Below are 22,792 nucleotides of genomic sequence, written 5' to 3'. Positions count from 1 at the left end.
ATTTATTTGCCGATTAGTTGTGCTTTTAATTTGATACAGATATCTTTTGAGGATGCTCCTTCAGCCAGAATCTGGAATGTACCCGTTTCGTTGTTCTTGATAGTCAATGTGAACTTTAATTCCGGTGTTTCATTCGGATTAATAACAGAAAGAAACTTGCATGAGGCTATCTGCTTGTATTGCAGGGGAGCTTGTTGTATTTTCTCTATGCACTCCTTTATTATTTGCAGCATACAAACGCCCGGAACTACGGGTTGTTGTGGAAAGTGTCCGTTATAAATAGCATGTTGTGGGTTGAGCATGACTTGCACTACCCAGTCTGTTTCATTGATATGCTCAGAGTGCGTGACTTTATAGAAATTGGGAAGAAGTTCAGCCATATTAGTTTGGGTTTTCTTTTAATTTGTCCAACTGTATACTTAGTCGCAACCAGGGATGTTTGATTTTTATCTGTTCGGGATGTCCTGATGCGAACTCCGATAGATAGAATACTGATTTTCCGAATCCTCTGCCTGTGACTCTTTTTTCAAAGGTACCGCTTTTCTTTTTGATACGGATATTCTTTCCACTTAAAAATAGATTCTTGAAGTCTGTTTCCAGTAATAACAGCATTTTCTTTTTCTTCATGGGCTCTATGCAGCTGTTGACGTGAAATTCATTTTCCCGGAGTGAAAAATCAAAAAGACTGAGGCCGAAGTAAGTAGATGCCAATATTCTTATTTCATTATCCGGCAATTTCCGTACAATTAATAAACCGCTGAAGTGATGCTTCATGAAGTCTAACTGCATATTGTATTTTTGCGAATATTCTTCAGCGCAAATGATAGGTGTCACATAAGATGTGGCATCTCCTGCTATTGTTTTTGAGGAGCCGCAGGAAGTGAATAGATACAGAATAAAGATCAGATTAGCGAATAGAAAACTTTGTTTCATCTTTCAAAGCATTAAATCTTTTGTTGTAGAACTCATATTCCGTATAATTGGTGGCTGTTTCGGAAAGACGCAATTTGTAAACCGACATATCTTTCTTATCCAGGTATATTTCAATTTCCGAAATGTAGGCTTGTATGGCTTTATTGACCGGCTTAATCTTCACTATATAATAGGGATCATTTTCAAAATATTCCAGTTTGTAATCGGAAGACATTTTTGAGAGATCGCCTATCATGCAAGCTGTGAGCATATCTTGCATTTGATTCATCATCTTATTGGCGGTTAGGCTCATAACGCTCTTTTTACCGTCCGATACAATTTTAAGCCGGGAGTCGTTTATCACTATTAGGTAGTTGACGGGTTGGGCGTATTCCATACGTATTTTGCCACTCTTTTGATAATAGAATTTTCCTTTGGAGGTTACCTTCTCATCCAGAATATCCAGGTACTTCACTTGTGTAAAGTCACTTTCAATGGACTGCATGGTTTGTGCTTCCTTTGCCAGACGGTTTTCAAAATCCTGGGTATGGATTAGTTTCTTCATTGTCTGGGCATGGGTATAGGAAATACCCAATATGATTGATAATATTATTAGTATGGTTCTCATAATGCTTTTATAACATGCTGTCCAGACGGACAACTGTATATCCCTGTTCTTTAATTAAGTTAAGTATCTCTTTTAATAACAGGTCACTGTCCGGCATCCGATCGTGTAGAAGGATGATAGAACCGGGGCGTAACCTTCTCTGAATACGCTTCAAAACTTTCTCTTTGGAAGGTTGCAGTGTATCGAGTGTTCTGATATTCCAGCCAATAGGCGTGTATCCCAATATGCGGACAGCTTTTGCTATAGTAGGATTCGTGACTCCAAACGGTGGGCGGAATAACTTGATTTTCTGCGAAGTTACTCGTTCTAATGCAAACTGGCAAGCTTGCAAGTCTTTTTTCATCCTCGACAGGCTGTACAAGGGAAAATGATTAGTGTGAGTAAAAGAATGATTACCAATCAGATGTCCTTCGTTGATGATTTGTCGGATCAACTCTTCATTCTCCTGCACTTTGTGACCGATGCAGAAAAAACAAACCGGTATTTGTTGTTCTTTGAGTACTTGCAATATTTTGGGAGTTTGTACCGGGTCCGGTCCATCATCAAAGGTGATAGCTACAATTTTATCTTCAGTCTGTTTCTTACAAAATACCTTGAGATAGATGTTAGAACGGATGTTGCAAGATGCGTAGACTAGAAAGATAATCAGTAATGTGATCAGGATTTCTACTATCATTATTTTTTCCGGATTAAAATAAGTGAATGGTTAATGAAGTGATAATGATTATATATCAGAGCTGTCTGTCCCGGATTTAGATTCTCTTCAAAAGTTTTAGCCACTTTCCATAAAGCAAAGGAAGATGCTGTAGGATATTCACCACATTCATTCTTAAAGGTGGTATATGCTGCTGTGGGAAACAGGCTGTTTTCTAAATCAGTATACAGGGTATCTTCTTTCGGGTTTCCATTTTTACCGGTAACAAACCAATCGACTTGTCCGGCTGTTAATCGGTTGCTTTGCAAAAAGCGATGAATCTTTTCAGCTACTTCCTGTGTACTGTTCGCATGAATAAAAGTTGATATACCGGCAAGTTCTGCTAATGTGGATTCGGTGGCTTCTCGTCCCAGCAGGAAGAACTGAGCACCTTCGCCTGCTTGTATGCCCCTTAGCAGTCCCAGACGTTGTTGTATAGTGTGACTGTTAGGGGTAATCTCATCAATAGCTCCTACAAGGACATTTTCATCACCTTCCCAGATTCTCATCATACCGTCCAATAGTGCACTTTCGAAACTTAATCCCCGATGCACATACGTCATGTTGTAAGCGTGTATCTGGCGGAGTAATGCTATTTGGGCTCCGATGGTGTTGAAGGTTGACTGGATAAAGGGTGTCGGATTCAGTAGTTGTTCTTCATTCTCAATGATTGTATTCAGGAACTTCTCTGTATCTGCCAGGCATCCGAGTCCGGTTGCGGTGATGATCGCATGTACTTTTTCGGAAGGTAGGGTACTGATACATTCCAGTCCGCATGCAACTCCCATTTTGATGATCCGGCTCATACGCCTCCGTAGTGCGGCATTTGTGATAATACTCTTGTAGTCCGGTTCGTTGGCGGATAAATAAGGGGATTCTCCGGAAGCAGTATCCGCGTGAATAGAAGCAATATGATTGATATAGACAGGTAGCATCATCTCTCTTTTAATGTGGAAAACAGGATCGAAGAATCATTTCCACCGAATCCAAATGAATTCGATAGTACATTACGAATGGGTAGTCCCTCGCGGAATGAGGTTTCGGGCATCAACTTGTTTTCTCCTATAGGTTCTTTGAAGTTCAGATTGGGATAGATGCAACCATGATATACGGAGAGAACAGAATAAACCGCTTCAATTCCTTCCGAAGCTCCTAATGTATGACCAATAAACGCTTTGACAGAACTGAACGGAGGTATTTTATCACCAAAAATCCGCCGGATAGCAAGTCCTTCTGAAAGATCATTACTTGGAGTTCCTGTGCCATGTACATTGATATAATCAATCTCTTCGGGAGGAATTTCACTCTTAGCTATGGCTTCTGTCATAGACCAGAATGGTCCGTTTCCTTCGGGTGAACTGCCGGTCTGATGAAAAGCTTCATTCACATTCGAATATCCGCTTAATAAGCAATAAGACTCTTTCCGGAGTAATTTCTCTGATTGAAGGACAATATATCCGGCTCCTTCTCCTAAGTTGAGGCCTGCACGGGATGCGTCAAAAGGACGGCAGTGTTCCTTATCCAAAATCATAAGTGAGTTGAAACCGTTGAGGGTAAACTTGCATAAGGCATCTGTACCTCCTACAATGGCAGCGTCCAGTTGGCCATTCCTGATCATGCGGGCTCCTAACATGATAGCATTAGCAGCTGATGAACAGGCTGTACTGATAGTGGTTACAAAGTCATTTACTTTCAGATAATCCGCTATCATTTCAGTACTTGCGCCGCAGTCATGAGAGATGACTTCCCGTAATCTTCCTTTTCTATTGTCTTTTTTAAAGGCATTGTAGAAATGTTCACTCAAATCCATACCACCTACAGAGGTGGAAGATATGAGACCTACACGCAAAGAATTCAAATCTAACCGGGCGTCATCGACTGCTTCCCGGGCAGCTAACATGCCTAATAAGGCTGTCCGGGAAAACGTTTTTTGTATATCTAAAGAGAGTAACCGTTTTAGTTCTTCATTACTGTATTTTACTTCTGATACGGGTACATTCAGTTCCGTTGGGAAAAGGGTTACTTTCCCCATACCATGCTGATGTTTCCTGAGTGAAGCTATATTTTCTGCAACACCCAGACCAATACCTGAAACAACACCTAAACCGGTTACATATATCTTCATTGTTTCTGATTTTCAGAGATATAGTTAGCTAATGTACGTATTGAGTAGAAAATCTGTTTCCCTTCTGCAGGATTCTTTATTTTGATTCCATAGTTACGCTCTAAAATAAGAATAATTTCAAGTGCGTCAATAGAATCAAGTCCTAAACCACCGTCACCAAACAGAGGCTCATTGGGATCAATCTCTTCGGGTGTGACTTCTTCAAGATTCAGTTCTTCTATTAATTCTCTTTTTAGTTTTTCTATTAATTCTTCCATATCAATGTTGTACTTCTATTAGTTTAAAATCAGCTTTATACTCTTCCATTAAAAGGTTGCACCATCCGGTGATGCAAGCTTTTAAATTACCTTTCTTCATTACAATTCGTGCATATTCTTCCAATTTGTCCGCATCGAATTCTTTTTCTATGAAGAAAGTATTTTCTCCTTGTATTTTATGACGGATACATATCTCACCTGCTACAACGTTAGGCAGAGTGTATACAAATACCGTCGGACTGGCTGCATGGTCACCTTCCTGATTGATAATCATCTGATGACGAATATCCGTATTCAGTGAGGCGGCAGCATTAACCAGCAATATACCTATTTCTTCCGGTTGAAAGTTTTTCTCCTTTAACAGATATTCAACAGCAGTATATCCCAGTTTGCAAAGGTCGTCCATTTTGTAGAATTTCATGTTACTTCCGCCTGTATTTTTATATGCTTCGCGGATAAACTGCGCAAAGTTTGGGGCAGATGATGAAAAAACGGTCTCTCCATTCATACTTAAACAGCTATTCTCAATGGAAACAGTTGCGGTTGTATGAACTGTCACCAGTGATTGTACTCTTGAGGACTGTTTCTGATATGCGGGAAGTGTCAATACGATAGCAGCATTACAACCTCCGAAACCGGATGCTGTTTTGATACAATGCTTCATGGGTATTTCCTGATGGTCAGCTTGCACCAGAATAGGCATGCTGACACCGGGCTTTTCATAGCCTAATGTGCCGAATAGTACGTTTTCCTTTAGTTCGTGAATACAGATAATAGATTCAATCACTCCCGATGCCCCTAAAGTATGACCGAAATAAGATTTCAAACTATGAACCGGAACGGTTTCCAATCCGGCTAAATGAATAGCTTTCGATTCCATTTCATCGTTATAGACAGTAGCCGTTCCATGTGTATTCATGAAACTAACGTCTTCGGCAAGGAGTGCGGCTTCTTCCATGGCCTGCCGTATGGCGAAGTAAAGTCCGTCTCCTGTACGTGACGGGCCTGAAATATGATTGGCATCGTTACTAATGGCTCCTCCGGACAGGATGATATCCGTATCGTTTCCTTCCGAACTCAGCAGGATAGCACCACAGGCCTCTCCTAAATTGAGTCCGTCTCTCCGGGCATCATAAGGGCGGCATCTTTCGGAACTGATGGATCTGAAAGATAGAAATCCGCTGGTAATGAAGTGGGAGAGGATATCACCTCCCGCTACTATGACTTTCTTGTATTTGCCGGATTCGATCCACCGCTTTGCTACAACCAAAGCGGATACTCCTGATATGCAGGCATTAGAAATAACTTCTACCCGGTTGCCGGCCTGAAAATATTCGCTTATTCTTCTTCCCATTTCCCATAGATGAACTCTGATATCAAGGTCGTCGGGATGATTGGCCAACAGGTCGATATTACCTTTAGTAGTGGATAGGATGAGGCCGCAGTCTTTATCCGCCAGATTCATTTCGGAATGGGACAGAATATCCTGAATGGCAAGTATGAATAGTTGTTCCAAGCGTGTGTACGTACCCAATTTCTTTGCTCTTTCCCATTGTTCCGGTTGAATCGTGGCAGCTAATATAGAAGTATCAGATATGATTCCTGCTTCATGCCTGGTGATTCCGCTCCGATATTCCCGGATTGCTTTTATATTCTCCCGGGTAGTTGCTCCTAAAGAACTAATCAGAGTATCAGCTGTGATATATACAGTTATAGAATGTTCCATTTCCTTTTCCATTCCTGATAAAAGGCCGGAGTTGCTAACTCCAGCTCCCTGTTAGTATTTAGAAAAACCTGAGTCGTACTTCCGGTAGCAACGATATTGTTGTCTGTAGCCCGATATAGTACATATTCGAATTTAATCTTGGCAGCTTCACAAGAAATGTATCGGGTTTCAATGATAACTTCTTCACCGAAGGATAAGGATTGCTTAAATTGGCAATTTAATTCAACGATGGGTACCATATATCCTTCACTGTAGATGTCCATATATCCTAAACTATAATGCTTTCCGAAAGACTCTCTTCCATCCTCAAAATAGCGTACATATTCACCATGCCATACGATTTGCATGGAGTCTATTTCACTGAAACGTACCTTTATTGTGGTGCGGTCAATGAGTGCAGGTGTATGCAGATTCGTTTTTTGCCTCATTTCTTATCTAAAAATATTTTCATCCTACATTCTGCAATCACTCCTTCCGTAGTACTTACACAAGCAGATACCAAAGTAATGTCGAATACCTCTTGAATAACCGTAATTTCAGTGGATAATTCCTGTCCTGTCTCCGGTAAACGATGAAGGGTTAATTTATCTACCGAACCGATAAAGCCTAAGGGTACCGGTTCATTTTTCTGTAAATAGATATATCCGATCCGTGCCGCTGCCGATTGGGCTATGTGTTCAATAATACCTGCTTCCTGCAATTTGCCTTCCTGGCAGAAGATATTATCGTCAGTGACTGTGAGACCTGAATAGGAACAATTATCTTCAATGCCACAGAATGAGTCTACCATAACGATTGGCGGTCGTTGTGGTATCAGGTTCAGGATTCCTTCACCGGATATGATAGGAGTTCTTTTCATTTCAGTTTACATTTTACAATACTGTGTCCCAATCCCAGGTTATCATATATTTCTTCTATTTCCAGCCCTGATTCTTGAATGCACCGTGCCATATCGTCGGAGTGATACATTTTGCTGTTACCATTTGCCATAGCAGTAAAGTATATACTGATCTGTGTCAGGCAGTAGGCAGCAGTTTCGAACTTCTGTCGGTCCCAGAATGTTTCCATGATGTAGAGTCGCCCTTCTGTAGACATGGACTGAGCAGCCCGTGAGAGTATACTGATAACTTCTTTCTCGGAAAAACAATCCAGAAACTGACTCATCCAGATCGCATCAAAACCTTTCGGGAAAGGTACATTTTCATCGAGAAGATTTACACCATGTCCATGAATACGCTCGTGGCCGGAAATTTTTTCCGTCTTTTGCTTCATCATTTCCAGTTGTTGAGGTAAATCCATAATGGTAACTTCTACTTGCTTGTTGTATTGCACACATTTGGTAGCCCATCTACCTGTATTGCCTCCTACATCAAGCAGAGTTCGGGGAGAGTGGCTGAATACGATTTCGAGTGCCTGATCGAAAGAATTGTCCGAATAAAAATGGTCGAAGCCGAACCAACTTTTCTGTGCCTGCCCGGGTAAGTCGGATAATCCCTCGTAAATAGTAGGCCAGTCTCCCAGTTCTTTCAAACCTTCGGGGCGGCCATTTACCAACGCTTCTTCCAGGTGGAACAGACCTTTGTAATTGACGTCCTGATTAAAATTCATGTTCACTTGTGCCATCTCATCGTTCAACAGGAACCATCCGGCCTTTGCCAGTATATATTGATCGTCTTTTACCAATACAGTACCTATGGTGAGGGAGGCTTCCAGTAGAACTTGTGCTGCATATCTGGATAATTCGGTTTTCTGGCTGATCTGTTCCAGTGACAGACCTTCCCGATTATCGGATAGCAGGCGGAAAATACCGAATTTCAGCATCAGGCGTGAGACCTGAAATACGACGGGGCCAAAAGCGATTTCCTGGGCCAATCGCTGTGCTTGCACAGCGGTGAATCGCTCTTTGGCATATCTTTTTTGTAATGAAGGGAATAGTTTCATTCTGTTGATTTTTGTTTATTCAGACGGGTTCCAGAAAGAATAATAGTTAAACCATTGTTCGGGATATTGGCCGATTATTTTTTCCAGAGCATTCACATATTGTTCCAATAATAATTGTTCTGCTCTTTTCTCTTTCGAACCGGACACTTGCTCCGCGAGTATAAAATGGAAATGATAGGTTTGTTTAGCCTCCCGCATGGCAAAATAGAAGACTACCGGAACTTTCATCCGCGATGCCAATAGGAAAGGACCGATTGGAAAACGTGCTTCGTGTCCCATGAACTTGCAAGTCAGCAGTTTATCTGCATTCAGATAGCGGTCTCCTTGAAAACAGACATATTCTTTATGATCCAGTGCCTCTGTAATTTTAAATATATGTGCCAGATTATCTTCGTTGACCGGTATAATCTTGTAAGGTTGCTGCTGCCCGTTCTTTTTCAGTATTTCTTTAATCTTTTGATGTTCGGCATCGTACATCACCACATTCATTTTCTTGCTGTAGTCATTGAAAAAGGGAGTTCCGATTTCCCAATTACCAACATGTGCACCGATCATGATTACTCCCTGATTTCCATCCAATACATTTAGAAACTCCTGATAGTGGTTGAATTTGAAATGATACTTGTCGATCATTCCATTTCCAATGGCTACCTTGTCTATAAGTATCTGTCCCAAACGATAATAGTTATTCAGTAATAGTCCCACCGACTGTATGCGGTTCCGTTTTAAGATACGACGGGCATATTGCCAGATACTCTTTGTTGCTTTCGGAGCGAACGGAATAAAATAAAGAACAATCAGAGACAGAAAACCATAAGCGGCTTTTACACCACAATACCTGATTAGGTAAATGAAAAACAGGTATCCGGATACACCGCCACGGGTTTTACCTTTCCACATCTTGTTTATTCGTTTTTGTTTTCGGCCATACGTGTGATAACGAGATTATAGAAGTCCTGGAACGTTTTGATTCCGACAAAATCTTGCCCGGTTACATTAAAACCGAAGTTCTTTTCAATCAACACTACCATATCTACCAAGTCCAGACTGTCTAACTCAAGGGTTTGCATGAGCGGAGCATCAGGCTGGATAAGATCGATATCTACTTCAAATTCCTCGGATAAGGTTTCTCTTATCTTTTCAATGATTTCTTCGTGGGTCATACTTATATTACTTTACTTTTTTAATAATTAATGTAGAATTGGTTCCTCCGAATCCGAATGAGTTTGAGAGGAATGTATCAAATTCCATATTTACTCGTTGGGTGGGGATATTAAGTTGGGCAGATGCTTCATCCGGCTCTTCGAAATTCAGATTGGGAGCAATGAAGTTATTTTGCATCATTAAAGTAGAATAGATTACTTCACTGGCACCTGCCATCCACATTTCGTGACCGGTCATAGACTTGGTGGACGTCACGTATGGGCGATGTCCTTCAAATACTTCCGCTATGGCTTTTGCTTCATTCAAATCACCTATTGGTGTAGAAGTGGCGTGCGCATTGATGTATTTAATTTCATCCAATGCGATTCCGGCATTCCGAGTGGCCATTTCCAATGAACGCTTTGGCCCGTCTATATTAGGAACAGATATGTGATCTCCGTTGGATGAAAAACCGTAGCCGATAATTTCTGCCAGTATGGGGGCTCCTCGCCTGACAGCTGATTCATAACTTTCCAGTACCAGGCTGGCGCCACCTCCACTGGGTACAAGCCCGTCCCTGCTTTTATCAAAAGGTCTGGATGCTTTCTGGGGTTCAGCTTCACGGTTGGAAAATGCGCTTAACCCATCGAAACTACCCACTGAGAATGGATTTACTTCCTGTGCGCCACCACAAAGAATACAGTCCTGCAATCCCGATTTGATAAGCAGATATCCCATGCCAATGGCGTGGGAACCGCTTGCACAAGCACCGGAGATTGTGAAGTTTACTCCTCTGAGTTTAAAGATGACCGACAGGTTCATCGACACAGTTGAATTCATCGACTGGAAGATAGAACCGGAACCTACCAGAACGGTATTCTTCTTTTCCCGGATAATATCCACAGCATTAATAATCGGTGCAGTGCTACTATCATTTCCATAGAGCACTCCTACTTCGTTCGCTTCCAGGAATGCTTCATCAATACCTGCATTTTTGAAGGCTTCCACACTTGCCAGATAGGCATATTCTCCTTGTTCAGGCAGGCAGAGACGTTTTCGTCTGTCCAGCATCTTTTTGAGATCAGGACGCTCCAACAAGCCGGTCAGTGCAGACAGATATCCCATCTCTTTCCGTTGAGGATCAATGCCGATGCCCGATTTACCGTTATATAATGAGTCTGTTACTTCGCTCAGGTTTTTGCCTATGCATGAGTAAATCCCCATTCCTGTAATGACAACTCTTCTCATGTATGCAGTCCTCCATTGATTGAAATAACCTCACCTGTAATATAAGATGCATTGGGAGATACTAAGAAACTTACGAGATCAGCTACTTCTTCCGGTTCGCCGAAGCGTCCGGCAGGGATATGTTTTTTCCATTCGTTCTCGTTGATATCTTCGGTCATTTCCGTGCGGATGAATCCGGGAGCCACCGCATTGACGGTCACGTGCTTCTTCGCCACTTCCTGAGCTAATGCTTTGGTAGCAGCAATGACACCTCCTTTGGCGGCAGAATAATTGGTTTGTCCTGGCATGCCCTTGATTCCTGATAATGAAACGATGTTGACAATGCGTCCGAAACGTTTGACAAGCATGTTCTTAAGCAATGCCTGGGTGACATAAAAGAAGCCGTTCAGGCTGGTGTTCAGTACCCCGCTCCATTCTGCTTCGGTCATCCAAAGCATCAGATTGTCTTTGCGGATGCCTGCATTATTTATCAGCACCTCGATATATTCATCCGGGTGTTGTTCGCTCCAGTTATTTAAAGCTTCGGATACTGCCTTTGGATCAGTGACATCGAACTTCAATAATTCTCCGGCGCCTCCGTTTTCACGAACTAATTGCAGTGTGTTTGCCGCTTCCTTATCGTTACTTTGATAATTAATCAGCACGGTATATCCCATTGCTGCCAACTTGATGCTGACAGAACGTCCTATACCTCGGCTTCCGCCTGTTATTAATGCGTATTTCATTTATAAATTGAATTTCTTATTTTTCAAGTATTCACTCATAGCCTCTATTTCCTTGTACTTGGGAGTGTCCTGGGTAAATACAGGGAAAAATGCCCGGATCTCATTGTATACGCAACGCGATTCCGTACTGAGCTTTTTCTGTATCTTTAAGTAATCTACAGCCTGTACGATACCCATAAACAGGATGCTCATAACCTGGAAAGAATTCTCTATGACTGTTTTGGCTATTAACGCAGAGTTAGTTCCCATGCTTACAATATCCTGATTATCATTGTTGTTTGGGATACTGTGTATATACATGGGATTAGATAACGTCTGACACTCGGCTGTTGTGGAAGTAGCTGTAAATTGTGAGGCTTGTAACCCATAATTCAACCCTAATACTCCCAGATTGACAAATGGAGGAAGTATTCCGTTGATGCGATCATGGAACAGATAGTTCAATTGGCGTTCACTTAGCATTGTCAGTTTCGTTATGGCTATTTTCAGTTTATCCATCTCAAAAGAGACGTAATCACCATGAAAGTTTCCGCCATGATATACATTTTGGGTTTCCGGATCAACAATCGGATTGTCGCAAGCTGAGTTGATTTCGTTTATCAATACTTCTTCCGTATTTATAAGGGTGTCATAAACCGGTCCCAATATCTGTGGAGTACATCTTAACGAGTAATAAGGCTGCACTTTATGTTCAAAAATCTTTTCTTCGTGTTTCTGTCCGTACAGTTCATTTTCTCTTTTGAGAGTACATTTACTGTCGGACATCCAGACTCTCATCATTTCAGCTATCTTTTGCTGCCCTTTATGAAGTTTGGCATCATTCAGCGGTTGAGAAACAAAATCATCATACGATGCAGCAATTTCATTCATCATTACCGAGGCGCATACGGACCAGTTGAGCAATTGGCGGGCATAAATCAAGTTAACAATGCCAATGCCTGTCATGACAGAAGTGCCGTTTGTTACTGAAAGCCCCTCACGGATATGTATGGAGAAAGGTTTGAGATGATTCTTCTCAAGTACCTGGGCAGTGGGTTGTAGCTGCCCTTGATAGAACACTTCTCCTTCACCGATCAGCGTCAACGCTATATGCGCCAATTGCACTAAATCGCCACTGGCACCTACACTGCCATGCTCCGGTATATACGGAAAAATATCCAGATTAATAAACTTGACGAGTAATTCGACCAGCTCTGTATGTATACCTGATTTCCCTTGAAGAAAAGTGAATAATCTGGCAATCATTGCTGCTTTCACATAAAGAGGAGGCAATGGTTTTCCCGCTCCAGTAGAGTGGCTCCTGATGATGTTGTATTGTAATTCCGTTAATGATTTATCTTCAATCCTATATTGAGCCATAGGACCGAACCCTGTATTAATTCCGTAAATAATTTTATCACTGGAGAAATCCTTCAAGAAACGAAAACTCTTATCTACTTCTTGAATACATTCATCGGAAATAATTACTTTTTCATCATCAAACAGTAGCTTCTGGAGCGTTCCCAAATTTATATATTTGCCGACTATCATAGTATACTTCATTGATATAGACTGCAAAAATAGCTATTTTATATCAATAATAGATGTCTATGCAAAATAAAACTTTTTTCTGCAAGGTGGTTTTTGACGGACCTGAATATATTGTAAATAATGTTATTCAGTAACAGCTTCCAACAATTTTATCTCATGACTGGTATCATTCGTATTACAGCTTCCATTGAATTTAGCCTGTGATTCTATTTCCAATTTGGTGGTATAGATATTGCCCTGCATCACACAGTTGGCTTTCAGGGTGAGTTCTTCCTTCACGTATGCATCACCGATGATAGTTCCGTGAAGGCTAGCGTGTGTACAAGACAGGTTGCCGTGTATTTTTCCTTCCGGACCGATGACTATTTTTCCGGTACACCGGATATTTCCTTCTACAGTTCCGTCGATACGCATATCCCCATCGATGGAACAATCACCTTTAATTAAACTTTGACTGGAAAGCGTGGTTAATTTATTGCTTACCTTGTCATCTATTCCTTTTTTTGAGTTAAACATATTAGTGTGCTTTTATAGTTTTTTATCCTTCTACGCGGGTTACTTGCTTAATGTTTTGTATCTGTTTCAGATTATTGCAGATGGTTTTCACATCATCCACATCATGCACGTACAATTGGATGTTTCCTTCAAAAATACCGTCTGTTGTTTCGATGGACAACTTACGGATATTTACATTCAGCTGACGGGAAATAACCTGCGTTACTTCGTTCAGCAATCCCATGGCATCTATACCTTTTATATATATATTCACCAGGAAGGAGAGTTCTTTATGGGTATCCCACTCTGTAGCCAGAATACGGTTTCCGTAACTGCTCTTCAAACGTGCGGCGACGGGACACTGGCGTTTGTGGATAATGATACGGTCGTTTTCGTCCATATATCCCAGTACATCGTCACCCGGAATGGGGTGGCAACATTCTGCCATGATATAATTCTTCTGGATATTCTCTTCCGTCAGTTTCAGGATTTGCTTTGTATTGATTTTCTCCTTTTCTTGCAGTGGTTTTTCTTCAATCGGTTCTTTATTGTCCTTGTTACCGCCGAACGAGAAGGTGAGAAACTTCTTCCAGTTGGTTCCTTGTTTCTCTTTCAGGGCATTTTTATCCAGGTCGCCCAATACGATCTTTTTATTGCCGATAGCTATCAGAAACTCGTCCCGGTTCTTCATATTATGGGCTTTCACCAACTTGTCTATCAACAGGTCGTCCAATCGCAGCTCTTCTTTTTTGAAGAATTCGTTCAGAAGGGTTTCGCCTTCTTTCTGGCTGTTCCTTTGCTCTTTGCGCAGGATGGTGGCTATCTTGGCACGGGCACGGGCAGTAGTGGCGAATACTTCCCATTCCGGCTGTACGCGTTGTGATTTGGAAGTCAGAACTTCCACTTGGTCACCACTTTGAAGCTTGTGGCTCAGAGGGACAAGCTTATGGTTTACTTTTGCGCCGATACAGTGGCTACCGATGTCAGTGTGCAGGGAGAATGCAAAATCCAGTGCCGTAGAGTTCTGCGGCATAGTCTTGATTTCGCCTTTGGGAGTAAACACAAATATTTCCGATGCAAACAAGTTCAGCTTGATGGTATCGAGGAAGTCAATGGCATCCGGTTGCGGGTCATCAAGTATTTCTTTGATGGTGCGCAGCCATTTGTCCAGTTCACCTTCATCTTCACCGCCTCCGCCTTCTTTATATTTCCAGTGGGCGGCGAAACCTTGTTCGGCTACATCATTCATCCGTTCACTGCGGATTTGTACTTCAATCCATTGCCCGTTGTTTCCCATAAGGGTGACGTGCAAGGCCTGGTAACCGTTGGCTTTGGGATGACTCACCCAGTCGCGCAGACGGTCGGGGTGGGGTTTGTATATTTTAGAGATGGAGACATAGATATCAAAACAATCGTTCAGTTCTTCGTCCGCATTTCGTGGTTCAAAGATAATACGTACGGCAAGTAAGTCATAGATTTCTTCAAACGGTACATGCTTGGTCTGCATCTTGTTCCAGATGGAATAGATGGATTTAACACGCGCGAGAATACGGAATTTCAGCCCCATTTTGTCCAGCTGGGCACGTATCGGAGCAGTGAAATCATTGAATACTTTATCACGTTCGGTTGCTGTGGCTGCCAGCTTTTCTTCGATTTCCTGATACTCTTCGGGATGTTCGTACTTGAAACTCAGATTCTCCAGTTCTGTCTTTATCTTGTACAGTCCCAGGCGATTGGCGAGGGGAGCATAGATATACAATGTCTCGCCTGCAATTTTGAATTGCTTGTTGGGAAGCATCGAACCTAACGTGCGCATATTGTGCAGCCGGTCGGCTATCTTGATCAGAATTACGCGTATATCATCTGACATTGTCAGCAGCAACTTCTTGAAGTTCTCTGCCTGTGCCGAAGCACGGTCACCGAAAATACCACCGGATATTTTGGTCAGCCCGTCTACAATCTGGGCGATCTTCGGACCGAATATGTTTTCTATGTCTTCTACGGTATAGTCCGTATCTTCTACCACATCGTGCAGCAAGGCGGCACAAATGGATGTAGAACCAAGACCTATTTCGTTGCATACAATTTGTGCCACGGCGAGGGGATGCATAATGTAGGGTTCGCCCGAACGGCGTTTGATGCCCTTATGCGCCTGATTGGCAAAGTTGAATGCCTTTGTTATGATTTCAATACGCTTGCGGTGTTTGGTTGCCAAGTAGTCGTTTAACAGTTGCTGGAAAGCCTGTTCAATCATTTCTTCTTCGACTTTTTCTTTATCTTTCTGGCCCACATTCTCTTCCATATCCTGTTCTCCTTTCTTCAGTTGCTGCAAAAATAAGCAATTTTCAACATCACGCAAGCATTTGTGCCTTTATTTATATATCTTCAATTGCTTTCCGGCAGAAATGTTGGTATTGCGCAATCCATTCCAACTCTGAAGTTGTTTGACGGTGACGCCATAGCGACCTGCAATGCCACCCAGTGTTTCGCCATTCCGTATCTTGTGGTAAGTCGGCTTTCCGTTGCCGGTTGTAGCGCGTCTTGCTGTAGAACGGGTTTCGGGGATAGCTACAGTACGGCGGTTTTTGAATAATTCATTAGAACGGTGGGCATAGATGGTGTCCTGGCTGTCGATGAATGTGCTGATGTAATTCATTGGCAGGCGGAGGGTTTGCGCCTTGCTTTCACCAGGAATTATATTCTTTTTATATTGGGGATTAAGACTTTTGATCTCTTCCATACTCACGTTACAGATATCGGCAAGCTGTTCGAAATGTAAGTTTTTTGTTACCTGTACTGTATCTGTTGCGTCGGGAATGTTGGTTTCCATGGGGCAGATGTTGTGTTTGCAGTAGTAGGTCATCACATAGTTGGCGGCGATAAACGCGGGCACATATCCACGGGTTTCTTTCGGCAGGAAGTTATAGATTTCCCAATAATCCGTTTTCCCTCCGGCACGGCGGATGGCCTTGTTGATGGTGCCCGGACCGCAATTGTAGGCGGCAATCACCAGATTCCAGTCTTGGTAAATGGCATACAGATCCTTCAGATAGCGGGCGGCAGCCCAGGTGGCCTTGATTGGATCGCAGCGTTCGTCAACGAGACTGTTGCTTTCCAGACCATACATTTTTCCGGTAGCCAGCATGAACTGCCACAGTCCGCAAGCTCCTGCACGAGAGCGGGCAGAAGGATTAAGGGCGGATTCGATAATGGGCAAGTATCTGAGTTCGATGGGCAGTCCGTAAGTATCGAGTGCCTCTTCAAAGATAGGCATATAGAAATTGCAGGCGCTCAGCATGAACGATACGTTATTGCGTAAGCGTCCTGTGTACATATCTATGAATTTACGTACAATTTCATTGTATGGCATTTCCATCACGGCAGGGATGCGGCTGAGACGGTCGATGTAGACGGAATCACTGAAAAACGGATTCTCGGTGGAGGTACTGCAATCTTTGCCTAAATCAATATAATTCTTTGCTTTCCAGTCGTTGAGCAGGCTGTCCAGCGGATAGGTCATACTTGGAGGAAGTTCGATGCTTTCCTTTCTTTCCGTTCCGTTGTCGCGGATGAGTACATCCACGCTTTCTTGCGCTTGCACCTGGAAGGTGAAGAGTGACAGACAAAACAGGAACGGAGTGGCGATAAACTTCTTCATATTTACAGATTTATTCTTCATGTGTGATTATTCTTTGGTATGGCTTTATTCTCATTTAAAAACGGAAACTGCATTGCAGTCCGACGGATTTATTGGAGGTACCGGTGCTATATTGGTTGTTGATAACAGCCGGTTCTATTCTCATACTGAGGTCGGGCGTTATATCGAAATTAGATAATTCCGCATCTACATACGCATCGATAACCGATATCAGATAAACGCCGATAAAAGCGAAGATACTCAGGTCGCGATATCGACGGTATGTATCCTTTCGTTTTCGGAGCGTTTCTACTATTTGTGTCTGGGAAACTCTGTCGATGTATCCCGGGGGGAGCAGATCAGTGATACTGCTGGCATCCCAGTTGCCTTTGGAGGCATCCTTGTACGCTTGCATGTAGTCTTTATACATTTTCCCGTTCCAAGTCAGTGCATATGCACATCCGGCAAAGCCACCATATATAATAGGTAGTTTCCAGTATTTCCGGTTATAAATCTGTCCCCCTCCCGGAATTACCAAAGCAAGCCATGTCGCTTTGGTCGGATTGGGAATAAAAACTTTTTTATTGAGTTCTTTGTTCAGACTGTCCGCTGGCGTATCGGGCACTTGCGGGGTGGGGGCGGAGGTCATCTCCAACAAACGCTTTTTATTTTCGGCAGCAATACTGTCGGCTACTGCGAGGCTATCAGCGGTTGAAACCCGTTGCAGAATAGGATCGCTTAGTGCATCCAGGCTATCCGGTACAATTTGCGGTATCTTCCGCAATGTGTCCGCAAGCTCTTTTTGCTGTCGTTTGGCAGCGGCACGCGGACGGTCCTGCCCATACATAGCAATCCCTGCCGTCTGCACGAGGCAAAGCAGCAGGGCGATACACCATTGATATGTTTTAGTTCCTTTCGTCATTTATTTTTTTAGAGTATCGAGTATGCCGATAATACGTTCTAAATCCTCTTCGTTATTGAACGGGATACTGATTTTACCTTTTCCTTTCTCCGAACAGGTCAGCTGCACTTTGGTGCTGAAGAAGCCGGATAGCTGTTGTTTCAGCATATTAAATTCTTCGGGCAACTTGGCTCGTTTGGGAGCTATTTTGCGTCCGCCGCTTTTCACGGTTTCGCCTTCGCTCAGAGATTTTACTAATTCTTCCACCTTGCGTACGGAGTATCCATGCTCGATGATTTCTTCGAATATCTTCACTTGCAGCTTCGGATCGGCCAGAGTGACGAGTGCACGGGCATGCCCCATGTCAATCTGCTTGTTTTGTATGGCCATCTGAATAGGTGCAGGCAGCTTCAACAGGCGCAGGTAGTTTGCGATGGTAGTGCGCTTTTTACCTACACGTTCGCTGAGGCGTTCCTGCGTCAGGCCGTATTGTTCCAACAGGTGCTGGTAGGCAAGAGCGATTTCCACAGAATTCAGGTCTTCGCGCTGTATGTTCTCGATAAGCGCCATTTCCATGACGTTTTCGTCGTCGGCGGTGCGGATATAGGCGGGGATACTTGTCAGTCCGGCAAGTTGCGAGGCGCGGAAGCGGCGTTCTCCGGCAATGATCTGATATTCATCGTCCGAGAGCTTACGCAAGGTGATGGGCTGAATGATACCTATTTCAGAGATTGAGTCGGCAAGTTCCTGAAGCGCCGTTTCGTCAAATTCATGACGTGGCTGATTCGGGTTGACGACAATCTTCGACAACTCTATTTCGTTGATGGAAGAAGAGCCTTCGGTCTGCACTTCGTCCATTGAGAGCAGAGCGTCGAGCCCGCGTCCTAATGCATTTCTTTTTTGTGCCATGGTTCTTCGTTTTTAAATTAATTGTTGCGACTAATCAGTTCTTTGGCAAGTGCCATGTGGTTTTTGGCTCCTGTGGAGTCTGCATCATACAAGATGGTAGGCAGACCATAACTGGGGGCTTCACTCAGTTTGACGTTGCGTTGCACCACGGTTTCGAACACCAGTTCCTGGAAGTGGCGTTTCACTTCGTCGTAAATCTGGTTGGCCTGGCGCAGGCGTGAGTCGTACATGGTTAGCAGGAAACCTTCGATTTCGAGTGCCGGGTTCAGTTTCGACTTGATAATTTTGATTGTATTCAGCAACTTACTGATGCCTTCCAATGCAAAGTATTCCGCTTGTACGGGGATAATCACAGAGTCGGCTGCGGTCAGTGCGTTGATGGTAATCAGTCCCAGTGAGGGCGAGCAGTCTATCAAGATATAATCAAACTCTTCCTTCAGCGGGGCAAGTACTTCTTTCAATATCTTTTCCCTGTTTTTCAGATTGAGCATCTCTATCTCGGCGCCCACCAAGTTTATGTGTGAGGATATCACTTTCAGTGTATCAATCTCGGTGTCATGGATAGCTTCGCGAACATCAGCCCGGTCGATAATGCATTCGTAAATAGTGCATTCCGACTGCTTGATGTCGACACCCAAACCGGAAGAGGCGTTTGCCTGCGGGTCTGCGTCCACAACGAGCACTTTCTTTTCCAGGGTGGCGAGTGAGGCTGCGAGGTTAATCGTAGTCGTTGTTTTTCCTACACCACCTTTTTGATTTGCCAAAGCAATAATTTTTCCCATAATCTTAGTGTTTATTGGCAGCGAAATAAGTGATAATTCCGTATTGCGCCTACTAAAAAAGAGAAAGATTGCAAAATCTGTTGATAAGTCGCCTTTTTTGTTAATAACTCAAAGCCGTTTTATTTCATTTCGACCTGTTCCGGCACTTTTCGTTCTCTTGTTCAGCTTGCAAATATACGTAATTATCTTGAAATGAAATATCTTTTTTGTCTCGCTTGCAGAAGATTAAGATTTGTTTTAAGTGCCTGTCCGCATTTGGGGCGTGGTTTGTGCGAATAATCATGCGTTCTGCGCTTTCATCTCTTTCAGCGGCTTTAGGCCGTTGTGTGTAAGGCGTTTAGACTGAAATGTCCGGTCGGGGACGGCTTTCAGTGCTTTCAGCTTGTTACCGTATCAATATCCTTTGCTTCGTCTTCCGGCTTATTTTTGGTCTGTACCCGTTCGCGTTCCAGCGTTTCGGGACGTAGCATTTCGTGGGGGAAGTACTTGCTCAGCGGGTAACGGAAGAAATCCATGTCCTGGCGTAGCCTTCCCACCAACGTGCGATCCGGTTTGAAGTAAATGCGTGAAACCTGCACCTTGCCCGGCATTACGTCGTCGGGATGTTCGAAGCCTTCGCTGGTTATGGCGAGGTTGAAGGAGCCGAGTCCTCTGATGGTGACGGACTCGCCCTCTCTGAGCGCTTCTTCTATGTATTTGGGTAAGTCCACCAGTACACTTTGCACGTCGCCTTCGCTCATGCCTTTACGGCTGGCCATGCGTTGCGCCAGCTTTTCGGTAGTTACTCCGCCGCGTGGTTGCAGGGTACGTTGCACAGCGTAGTACAGTTGTTTCATTCCTTCCTTGGAGCGGAAGAGTTTCTTCCTTACTAAATAAATCATTCCCATATCCTTGTTTCTGTTGATTGGTGTTGTTGATGACAGCTATGCTTCTTAATGTCAGCTGCATAGGGGCTTAGCGCATGGAACTCATATTCCTATGGACTGTAGCTCTCTTTGTTTAGCCGCTCAAGATGGCATCTTATGTAGTATGAGATGTGATCTTGAACAACACAAGATACCATCTTGAGCGGCAAAGGTAATCATGCTTCAGTAGATATGCAAGCTTTTTGCGGGGGAAAGGTAAGGGAGATGTGCGTGATGGGGAAGGGGATGCTGTAGCGCGGACGTTAAATAACCGAAACTTCTCCTCCTTTTAGCCGCTTAGTAACGCTTAAAGCGGGAAACTCCTCTTGAAAATGTGATTGAGTGGAGTAAACTCCTCCTGATTTTTGTGAACGTGCCTCTTTATGCGGTGGGAAGTTTCTTTCGTTAGGTTGTATTGTATATGAAATAAAAATATAGGTATTTTGTGTCGTATATGAAACAAAAATCCTATATTTGTGTTGCGTATATAAAACAAATAAAGAAGATGGATCGAGAACTGATAAAGCAGATTATAGGTGAAAATCAGGAGTTTGTTCAGAATGTGAAGTTGCTGCAACGTCCTTTCAAGTTTGAAGACAACGGGAATTATGTCTTTTTAGGCATTCGCCGTACCGGAAAGTCTTATCTTATGTTTCAACGGATCCATGAGCTTATGAAAAGGGGAACTGATATAGAAGAAATTCTCTATCTTAATTTTGAAGACGAACGTTTCATAGGACTGAAGTCGGAAGATTTGGATGAGATAAAGCAGGTGTATGAAGAAACATTTTCTTCTCGTCCAATTTTCTTTCTGGATGAGATACAGATTGTGCCAGGCTGGGAAAAATTTGTTCGTCGACTGGCAGATAAGAGCTATCGGGTATTTGTTACGGGAAGCAATGCTAAAATGCTGAGTTCTGAGATTGCTACGACCTTAGGCGGGCGTTTCCTGATACAGAATGTATATCCATTCTCCTTTAGGGAATTTTTAAATTTCGAAGGATTTGAATTGAAATCAAATTGGCTTTATACACCGGGTATTAGAAATGGGGTGGTGCGTAGTTTTGATACTTATTTCTATAATGGCGGTTTTCCGGAACTACTTTCTTTTGAAGACAAGCGTTCATGGTTGAGCGGATTGTATCAGAAGATATTTTTCGGCGATTTAGTTGCCCGTTATTCTTTGCGTAATTCGGATTCAATGCGGTTGTTGGTGAAAAAATTGGCGGAGAGTGTGATGCAACCTTCTTCTTATAATCGTTTGAAGAATATAGTTTCTTCAGCGGGAGAAAGTGTGGGGGTGCGTACCATTATTGATTATGTGGGCTATCTGCAAGAGACTTGGCTTATATTCAGTTTGGAAAACTATGCTGCGAGGTTCGCAGAGCGTGAGAGTAACCGTAAATATTACTTTATTGATAATGGAATCTTGAATTTGTTTATTTTCCGGCCGGAAACTTTATTGTTGGAGAATCTTGTTGCGATAACCTTGCATCGTCAGTTTGGAGAAAAGGTTTATTTCTACAATCAGAATATAGAAGTTGACTTCTATATGCCGGAAGAAAGTTGGCTGATTCAGGCTTCATATAATATCTCGGATGTGCAGACTTTTGAACGTGAAGTCAATGGGCTTGTGAAAGCGGCTAAATTCCTGAATGCGGAAAGACTTCAGATTGTGACTCGTAATGATGAACGGGTGGTAGAAAAGGATGGGCTTTCAATAGAGGTGTTGCCTGTCTGGAAATGGCTTATTCAGATTGATAAAAGCCGGAGCGGTAACACATATTAAGTGCCGTAGTTTGCGTTTTTAGTTAGAGATACATATCTTCGCAGCCTATTCAAATACTTGTCGATTAAGAAAGTGAATAACAGCGGAAAGAAGAGAGTAGTTATAGCATGGGTGCTGATGATGGCACTCCTACCGTTCTTCGTGGTGAAGGCTTTTCACCATCACGAGGACGAGCATGCTGCTTCCTGTTCCCATGCAGATCATCCGCGGCATTCGTCCGATGATTGTGCTATCTGTCACTTTTCTCTTTCTCTTTTCACGGAAGCGCAGTCTATTGACTTCCGTTGCATCTTAACGCCCATCACATTTGAGCAGGTTGTTCATCAGGATAAGATTGTTTATACACTGTCTTATTCACATTATCTACGCGCACCTCCCATAGCTTGATTACATAATTTACATTCATGTGGAGACGGGCTTTCTGTAGCTTGCCTCTCATTGTTTT

25 protein-coding genes are annotated in these 22,792 nt (G+C 43.0%); 2 read left to right on the top strand and 23 right to left on the bottom strand.

The window, feature by feature from the left end; genetic code table 11:
* Nucleotides 1-2: 2 nt before the first annotated feature.
* The 23 genes from BN161_RS01800 to BN161_RS01690 all read right to left on the bottom strand — a co-directional run bounded on the left by BN161_RS01800 (nt 3) and on the right by BN161_RS01690 (nt 20,540).
* Entirely contained in the window at nt 3-380 is a 378-nt protein-coding gene (locus BN161_RS01800) for an ApeI family dehydratase (protein ID WP_044262473.1), read from the bottom strand.
* A gap of 1 nt (nt 381) precedes the next feature.
* Nucleotides 382-933 carry a hypothetical protein gene (locus BN161_RS01795; RefSeq protein ID WP_044262471.1) on the bottom strand — a complete coding sequence of 184 codons (552 nt, stop codon included), beginning with the start codon at nt 931-933 and terminating at the stop codon, nt 382-384.
* Nucleotides 908-1,540: a LolA family protein gene (locus tag BN161_RS01790; protein ID WP_044262470.1), complete on the bottom strand. Its 633-nt coding sequence runs from the start codon at nt 1,538-1,540 to the stop codon at nt 908-910. The genes BN161_RS01795 and BN161_RS01790 overlap by 26 nt, the downstream gene beginning before the upstream one ends.
* A 7-nt stretch (nt 1,541-1,547) precedes the next feature.
* Nucleotides 1,548-2,216, bottom strand: coding sequence for a polysaccharide deacetylase family protein (locus BN161_RS01785; RefSeq protein WP_044262468.1), 669 nt, complete (start codon nt 2,214-2,216; stop codon nt 1,548-1,550).
* The gene (locus BN161_RS01780) at nt 2,216-3,169 is read right to left on the bottom strand and encodes a beta-ketoacyl synthase chain length factor (RefSeq protein ID WP_044262536.1); all 954 of its coding nucleotides are present in this window, start codon (nt 3,167-3,169) and stop codon (nt 2,216-2,218) included. The genes BN161_RS01785 and BN161_RS01780 overlap by 1 nt, the downstream gene beginning before the upstream one ends.
* Entirely contained in the window at nt 3,169-4,359 is a 1,191-nt protein-coding gene (locus tag BN161_RS01775; RefSeq protein ID WP_044262465.1) for a beta-ketoacyl-[acyl-carrier-protein] synthase family protein, read from the bottom strand. Before BN161_RS01775 ends, BN161_RS01780 begins: the two co-directional genes overlap by 1 nt.
* Nucleotides 4,356-4,616 carry a phosphopantetheine-binding protein gene (locus BN161_RS01770; RefSeq protein ID WP_044262462.1) on the bottom strand — a complete coding sequence of 87 codons (261 nt, stop codon included), beginning with the start codon at nt 4,614-4,616 and terminating at the stop codon, nt 4,356-4,358. Before BN161_RS01770 ends, BN161_RS01775 begins: the two co-directional genes overlap by 4 nt.
* 1 nt (nt 4,617) lies before the next feature.
* Nucleotides 4,618-6,342 (bottom strand): beta-ketoacyl synthase N-terminal-like domain-containing protein, encoded by a 1,725-nt coding sequence (locus tag BN161_RS01765; protein ID WP_044262461.1) that lies wholly within the window; start codon nt 6,340-6,342, stop codon nt 4,618-4,620.
* Nucleotides 6,327-6,770 (bottom strand): acyl-CoA thioesterase, encoded by a 444-nt coding sequence (locus tag BN161_RS01760; protein WP_044262459.1) that lies wholly within the window; start codon nt 6,768-6,770, stop codon nt 6,327-6,329. Before BN161_RS01760 ends, BN161_RS01765 begins: the two co-directional genes overlap by 16 nt.
* Nucleotides 6,767-7,201, bottom strand: coding sequence for a hydroxymyristoyl-ACP dehydratase (locus BN161_RS01755; protein WP_044262457.1), 435 nt, complete (start codon nt 7,199-7,201; stop codon nt 6,767-6,769). The genes BN161_RS01760 and BN161_RS01755 overlap by 4 nt, the downstream gene beginning before the upstream one ends.
* Nucleotides 7,198-8,283 (bottom strand): class I SAM-dependent methyltransferase, encoded by a 1,086-nt coding sequence (locus BN161_RS01750; RefSeq protein ID WP_044262455.1) that lies wholly within the window; start codon nt 8,281-8,283, stop codon nt 7,198-7,200. Before BN161_RS01750 ends, BN161_RS01755 begins: the two co-directional genes overlap by 4 nt.
* A 15-nt stretch (nt 8,284-8,298) precedes the next feature.
* Complete coding sequence (locus tag BN161_RS01745; protein WP_044262453.1) at nt 8,299-9,183, bottom strand: LpxL/LpxP family acyltransferase; 885 nt, start codon at nt 9,181-9,183, stop codon at nt 8,299-8,301.
* A 5-nt stretch (nt 9,184-9,188) separates the two neighbouring features.
* Entirely contained in the window at nt 9,189-9,446 is a 258-nt protein-coding gene (locus BN161_RS01740) for an acyl carrier protein (protein ID WP_007212332.1), read from the bottom strand.
* Between the two features lie 7 nt (nt 9,447-9,453).
* Complete coding sequence (locus BN161_RS01735) at nt 9,454-10,674, bottom strand: beta-ketoacyl-[acyl-carrier-protein] synthase family protein (protein ID WP_044262452.1); 1,221 nt, start codon at nt 10,672-10,674, stop codon at nt 9,454-9,456.
* Nucleotides 10,671-11,399, bottom strand: coding sequence for a 3-oxoacyl-ACP reductase FabG (gene fabG / locus BN161_RS01730; RefSeq protein ID WP_044262450.1), 729 nt, complete (start codon nt 11,397-11,399; stop codon nt 10,671-10,673). Before fabG ends, BN161_RS01735 begins: the two co-directional genes overlap by 4 nt.
* A complete protein-coding gene (locus BN161_RS01725) occupies nt 11,400-12,929 on the bottom strand; it encodes an HAL/PAL/TAL family ammonia-lyase (RefSeq protein WP_209441878.1) in 1,530 nt (509 codons plus the stop codon). It abuts the gene before it with no gap.
* Between the two features lie 123 nt (nt 12,930-13,052).
* Nucleotides 13,053-13,445, bottom strand: coding sequence for a bactofilin family protein (locus BN161_RS01720; RefSeq protein WP_044262446.1), 393 nt, complete (start codon nt 13,443-13,445; stop codon nt 13,053-13,055).
* Nucleotides 13,446-13,467: 22 nt separating this feature from the next.
* Nucleotides 13,468-15,726, bottom strand: coding sequence for a RelA/SpoT family protein (locus BN161_RS01715; RefSeq protein ID WP_044262534.1), 2,259 nt, complete (start codon nt 15,724-15,726; stop codon nt 13,468-13,470).
* Between the two features lie 69 nt (nt 15,727-15,795).
* Nucleotides 15,796-17,103, bottom strand: a complete 1,308-nt coding sequence (locus tag BN161_RS01710; RefSeq protein ID WP_044262445.1) for a lytic transglycosylase domain-containing protein — start codon at nt 17,101-17,103, stop codon at nt 15,796-15,798.
* A gap of 34 nt (nt 17,104-17,137) precedes the next feature.
* Nucleotides 17,138-17,983 (bottom strand): DUF5683 domain-containing protein, encoded by an 846-nt coding sequence (locus BN161_RS01705; RefSeq protein ID WP_044262443.1) that lies wholly within the window; start codon nt 17,981-17,983, stop codon nt 17,138-17,140.
* Nucleotides 17,984-18,871, bottom strand: coding sequence for a ParB/RepB/Spo0J family partition protein (locus BN161_RS01700; protein ID WP_007212341.1), 888 nt, complete (start codon nt 18,869-18,871; stop codon nt 17,984-17,986).
* 17 nt (nt 18,872-18,888) lie between these two features.
* On the bottom strand, nt 18,889-19,653 hold the full coding sequence (locus BN161_RS01695; RefSeq protein ID WP_007215132.1) for a ParA family protein: 765 nt from the start codon (nt 19,651-19,653) through the stop codon (nt 18,889-18,891).
* Nucleotides 19,654-20,030: 377 nt separating this feature from the next.
* The gene (locus BN161_RS01690) at nt 20,031-20,540 is read right to left on the bottom strand and encodes an HU family DNA-binding protein (RefSeq protein WP_044262441.1); all 510 of its coding nucleotides are present in this window, start codon (nt 20,538-20,540) and stop codon (nt 20,031-20,033) included.
* 523 nt (nt 20,541-21,063) lie between these two features.
* Between BN161_RS01690 and BN161_RS01685 the strand changes: the two genes are divergently transcribed.
* Entirely contained in the window at nt 21,064-22,347 is a 1,284-nt protein-coding gene (locus BN161_RS01685; RefSeq protein ID WP_044262532.1) for an ATP-binding protein, read from the top strand.
* Between the two features lie 72 nt (nt 22,348-22,419).
* On the top strand, nt 22,420-22,734 hold the full coding sequence (locus tag BN161_RS28390; protein ID WP_074435084.1) for a hypothetical protein: 315 nt from the start codon (nt 22,420-22,422) through the stop codon (nt 22,732-22,734).
* Nucleotides 22,735-22,792 lie beyond the last annotated feature (58 nt).

The sequence above is a fragment of the Bacteroides timonensis genome (genome assembly GCF_000513195.1).
In the GTDB taxonomy this organism is placed as follows: domain Bacteria; phylum Bacteroidota; class Bacteroidia; order Bacteroidales; family Bacteroidaceae; genus Bacteroides; species Bacteroides timonensis.
This window is presented reverse-complemented; position numbering and strand designations above follow the sequence as displayed.

Excerpts from the sequence above, each read along its gene's own strand:
- BN161_RS01790 (WP_044262470.1), bottom strand. The coding sequence starts at position 1,540 with ATGAGAACCATACTAATAATATTATCAATCATATTGGGTATTTCCTAT.
- fabG (WP_044262450.1), bottom strand. The coding sequence starts at position 11,399 with ATGAAATACGCATTAATAACAGGCGGAAGCCGAGGTATAGGACGTTCT.
- BN161_RS01760 (WP_044262459.1), bottom strand. The coding sequence starts at position 6,770 with ATGAGGCAAAAAACGAATCTGCATACACCTGCACTCATTGACCGCACC.
- BN161_RS01785 (WP_044262468.1), bottom strand. The coding sequence starts at position 2,216 with ATGATAGTAGAAATCCTGATCACATTACTGATTATCTTTCTAGTCTAC.
- BN161_RS01720 (WP_044262446.1), bottom strand. The coding sequence starts at position 13,445 with ATGTTTAACTCAAAAAAAGGAATAGATGACAAGGTAAGCAATAAATTA.
- BN161_RS01750 (WP_044262455.1), bottom strand. The coding sequence starts at position 8,283 with ATGAAACTATTCCCTTCATTACAAAAAAGATATGCCAAAGAGCGATTC.
- BN161_RS01705 (WP_044262443.1), bottom strand. The coding sequence starts at position 17,983 with ATGACGAAAGGAACTAAAACATATCAATGGTGTATCGCCCTGCTGCTT.
- BN161_RS01780 (WP_044262536.1), bottom strand. The coding sequence starts at position 3,169 with ATGCTACCTGTCTATATCAATCATATTGCTTCTATTCACGCGGATACT.
- BN161_RS01745 (WP_044262453.1), bottom strand. The coding sequence starts at position 9,183 with ATGTGGAAAGGTAAAACCCGTGGCGGTGTATCCGGATACCTGTTTTTC.
- BN161_RS01725 (WP_209441878.1), bottom strand. The coding sequence starts at position 12,929 with ATGATAGTCGGCAAATATATAAATTTGGGAACGCTCCAGAAGCTACTG.
- BN161_RS01735 (WP_044262452.1), bottom strand. The coding sequence starts at position 10,674 with ATGAGAAGAGTTGTCATTACAGGAATGGGGATTTACTCATGCATAGGC.
- BN161_RS01710 (WP_044262445.1), bottom strand. The coding sequence starts at position 17,103 with ATGAAGAATAAATCTGTAAATATGAAGAAGTTTATCGCCACTCCGTTC.
- BN161_RS01800 (WP_044262473.1), bottom strand. The coding sequence starts at position 380 with ATGGCTGAACTTCTTCCCAATTTCTATAAAGTCACGCACTCTGAGCAT.
- BN161_RS01685 (WP_044262532.1), top strand. The coding sequence starts at position 21,064 with ATGGATCGAGAACTGATAAAGCAGATTATAGGTGAAAATCAGGAGTTT.
- BN161_RS01700 (WP_007212341.1), bottom strand. The coding sequence starts at position 18,871 with ATGGCACAAAAAAGAAATGCATTAGGACGCGGGCTCGACGCTCTGCTC.
- BN161_RS01765 (WP_044262461.1), bottom strand. The coding sequence starts at position 6,342 with ATGGAACATTCTATAACTGTATATATCACAGCTGATACTCTGATTAGT.
- BN161_RS01755 (WP_044262457.1), bottom strand. The coding sequence starts at position 7,201 with ATGAAAAGAACTCCTATCATATCCGGTGAAGGAATCCTGAACCTGATA.
- BN161_RS01775 (WP_044262465.1), bottom strand. The coding sequence starts at position 4,359 with ATGAAGATATATGTAACCGGTTTAGGTGTTGTTTCAGGTATTGGTCTG.
- BN161_RS01690 (WP_044262441.1), bottom strand. The coding sequence starts at position 20,540 with ATGGGAATGATTTATTTAGTAAGGAAGAAACTCTTCCGCTCCAAGGAA.
- BN161_RS01770 (WP_044262462.1), bottom strand. The coding sequence starts at position 4,616 with ATGGAAGAATTAATAGAAAAACTAAAAAGAGAATTAATAGAAGAACTG.
- BN161_RS01740 (WP_007212332.1), bottom strand. The coding sequence starts at position 9,446 with ATGACCCACGAAGAAATCATTGAAAAGATAAGAGAAACCTTATCCGAG.
- BN161_RS01695 (WP_007215132.1), bottom strand. The coding sequence starts at position 19,653 with ATGGGAAAAATTATTGCTTTGGCAAATCAAAAAGGTGGTGTAGGAAAA.
- BN161_RS01715 (WP_044262534.1), bottom strand. The coding sequence starts at position 15,726 with ATGGAAGAGAATGTGGGCCAGAAAGATAAAGAAAAAGTCGAAGAAGAA.
- BN161_RS01795 (WP_044262471.1), bottom strand. The coding sequence starts at position 933 with ATGAAACAAAGTTTTCTATTCGCTAATCTGATCTTTATTCTGTATCTA.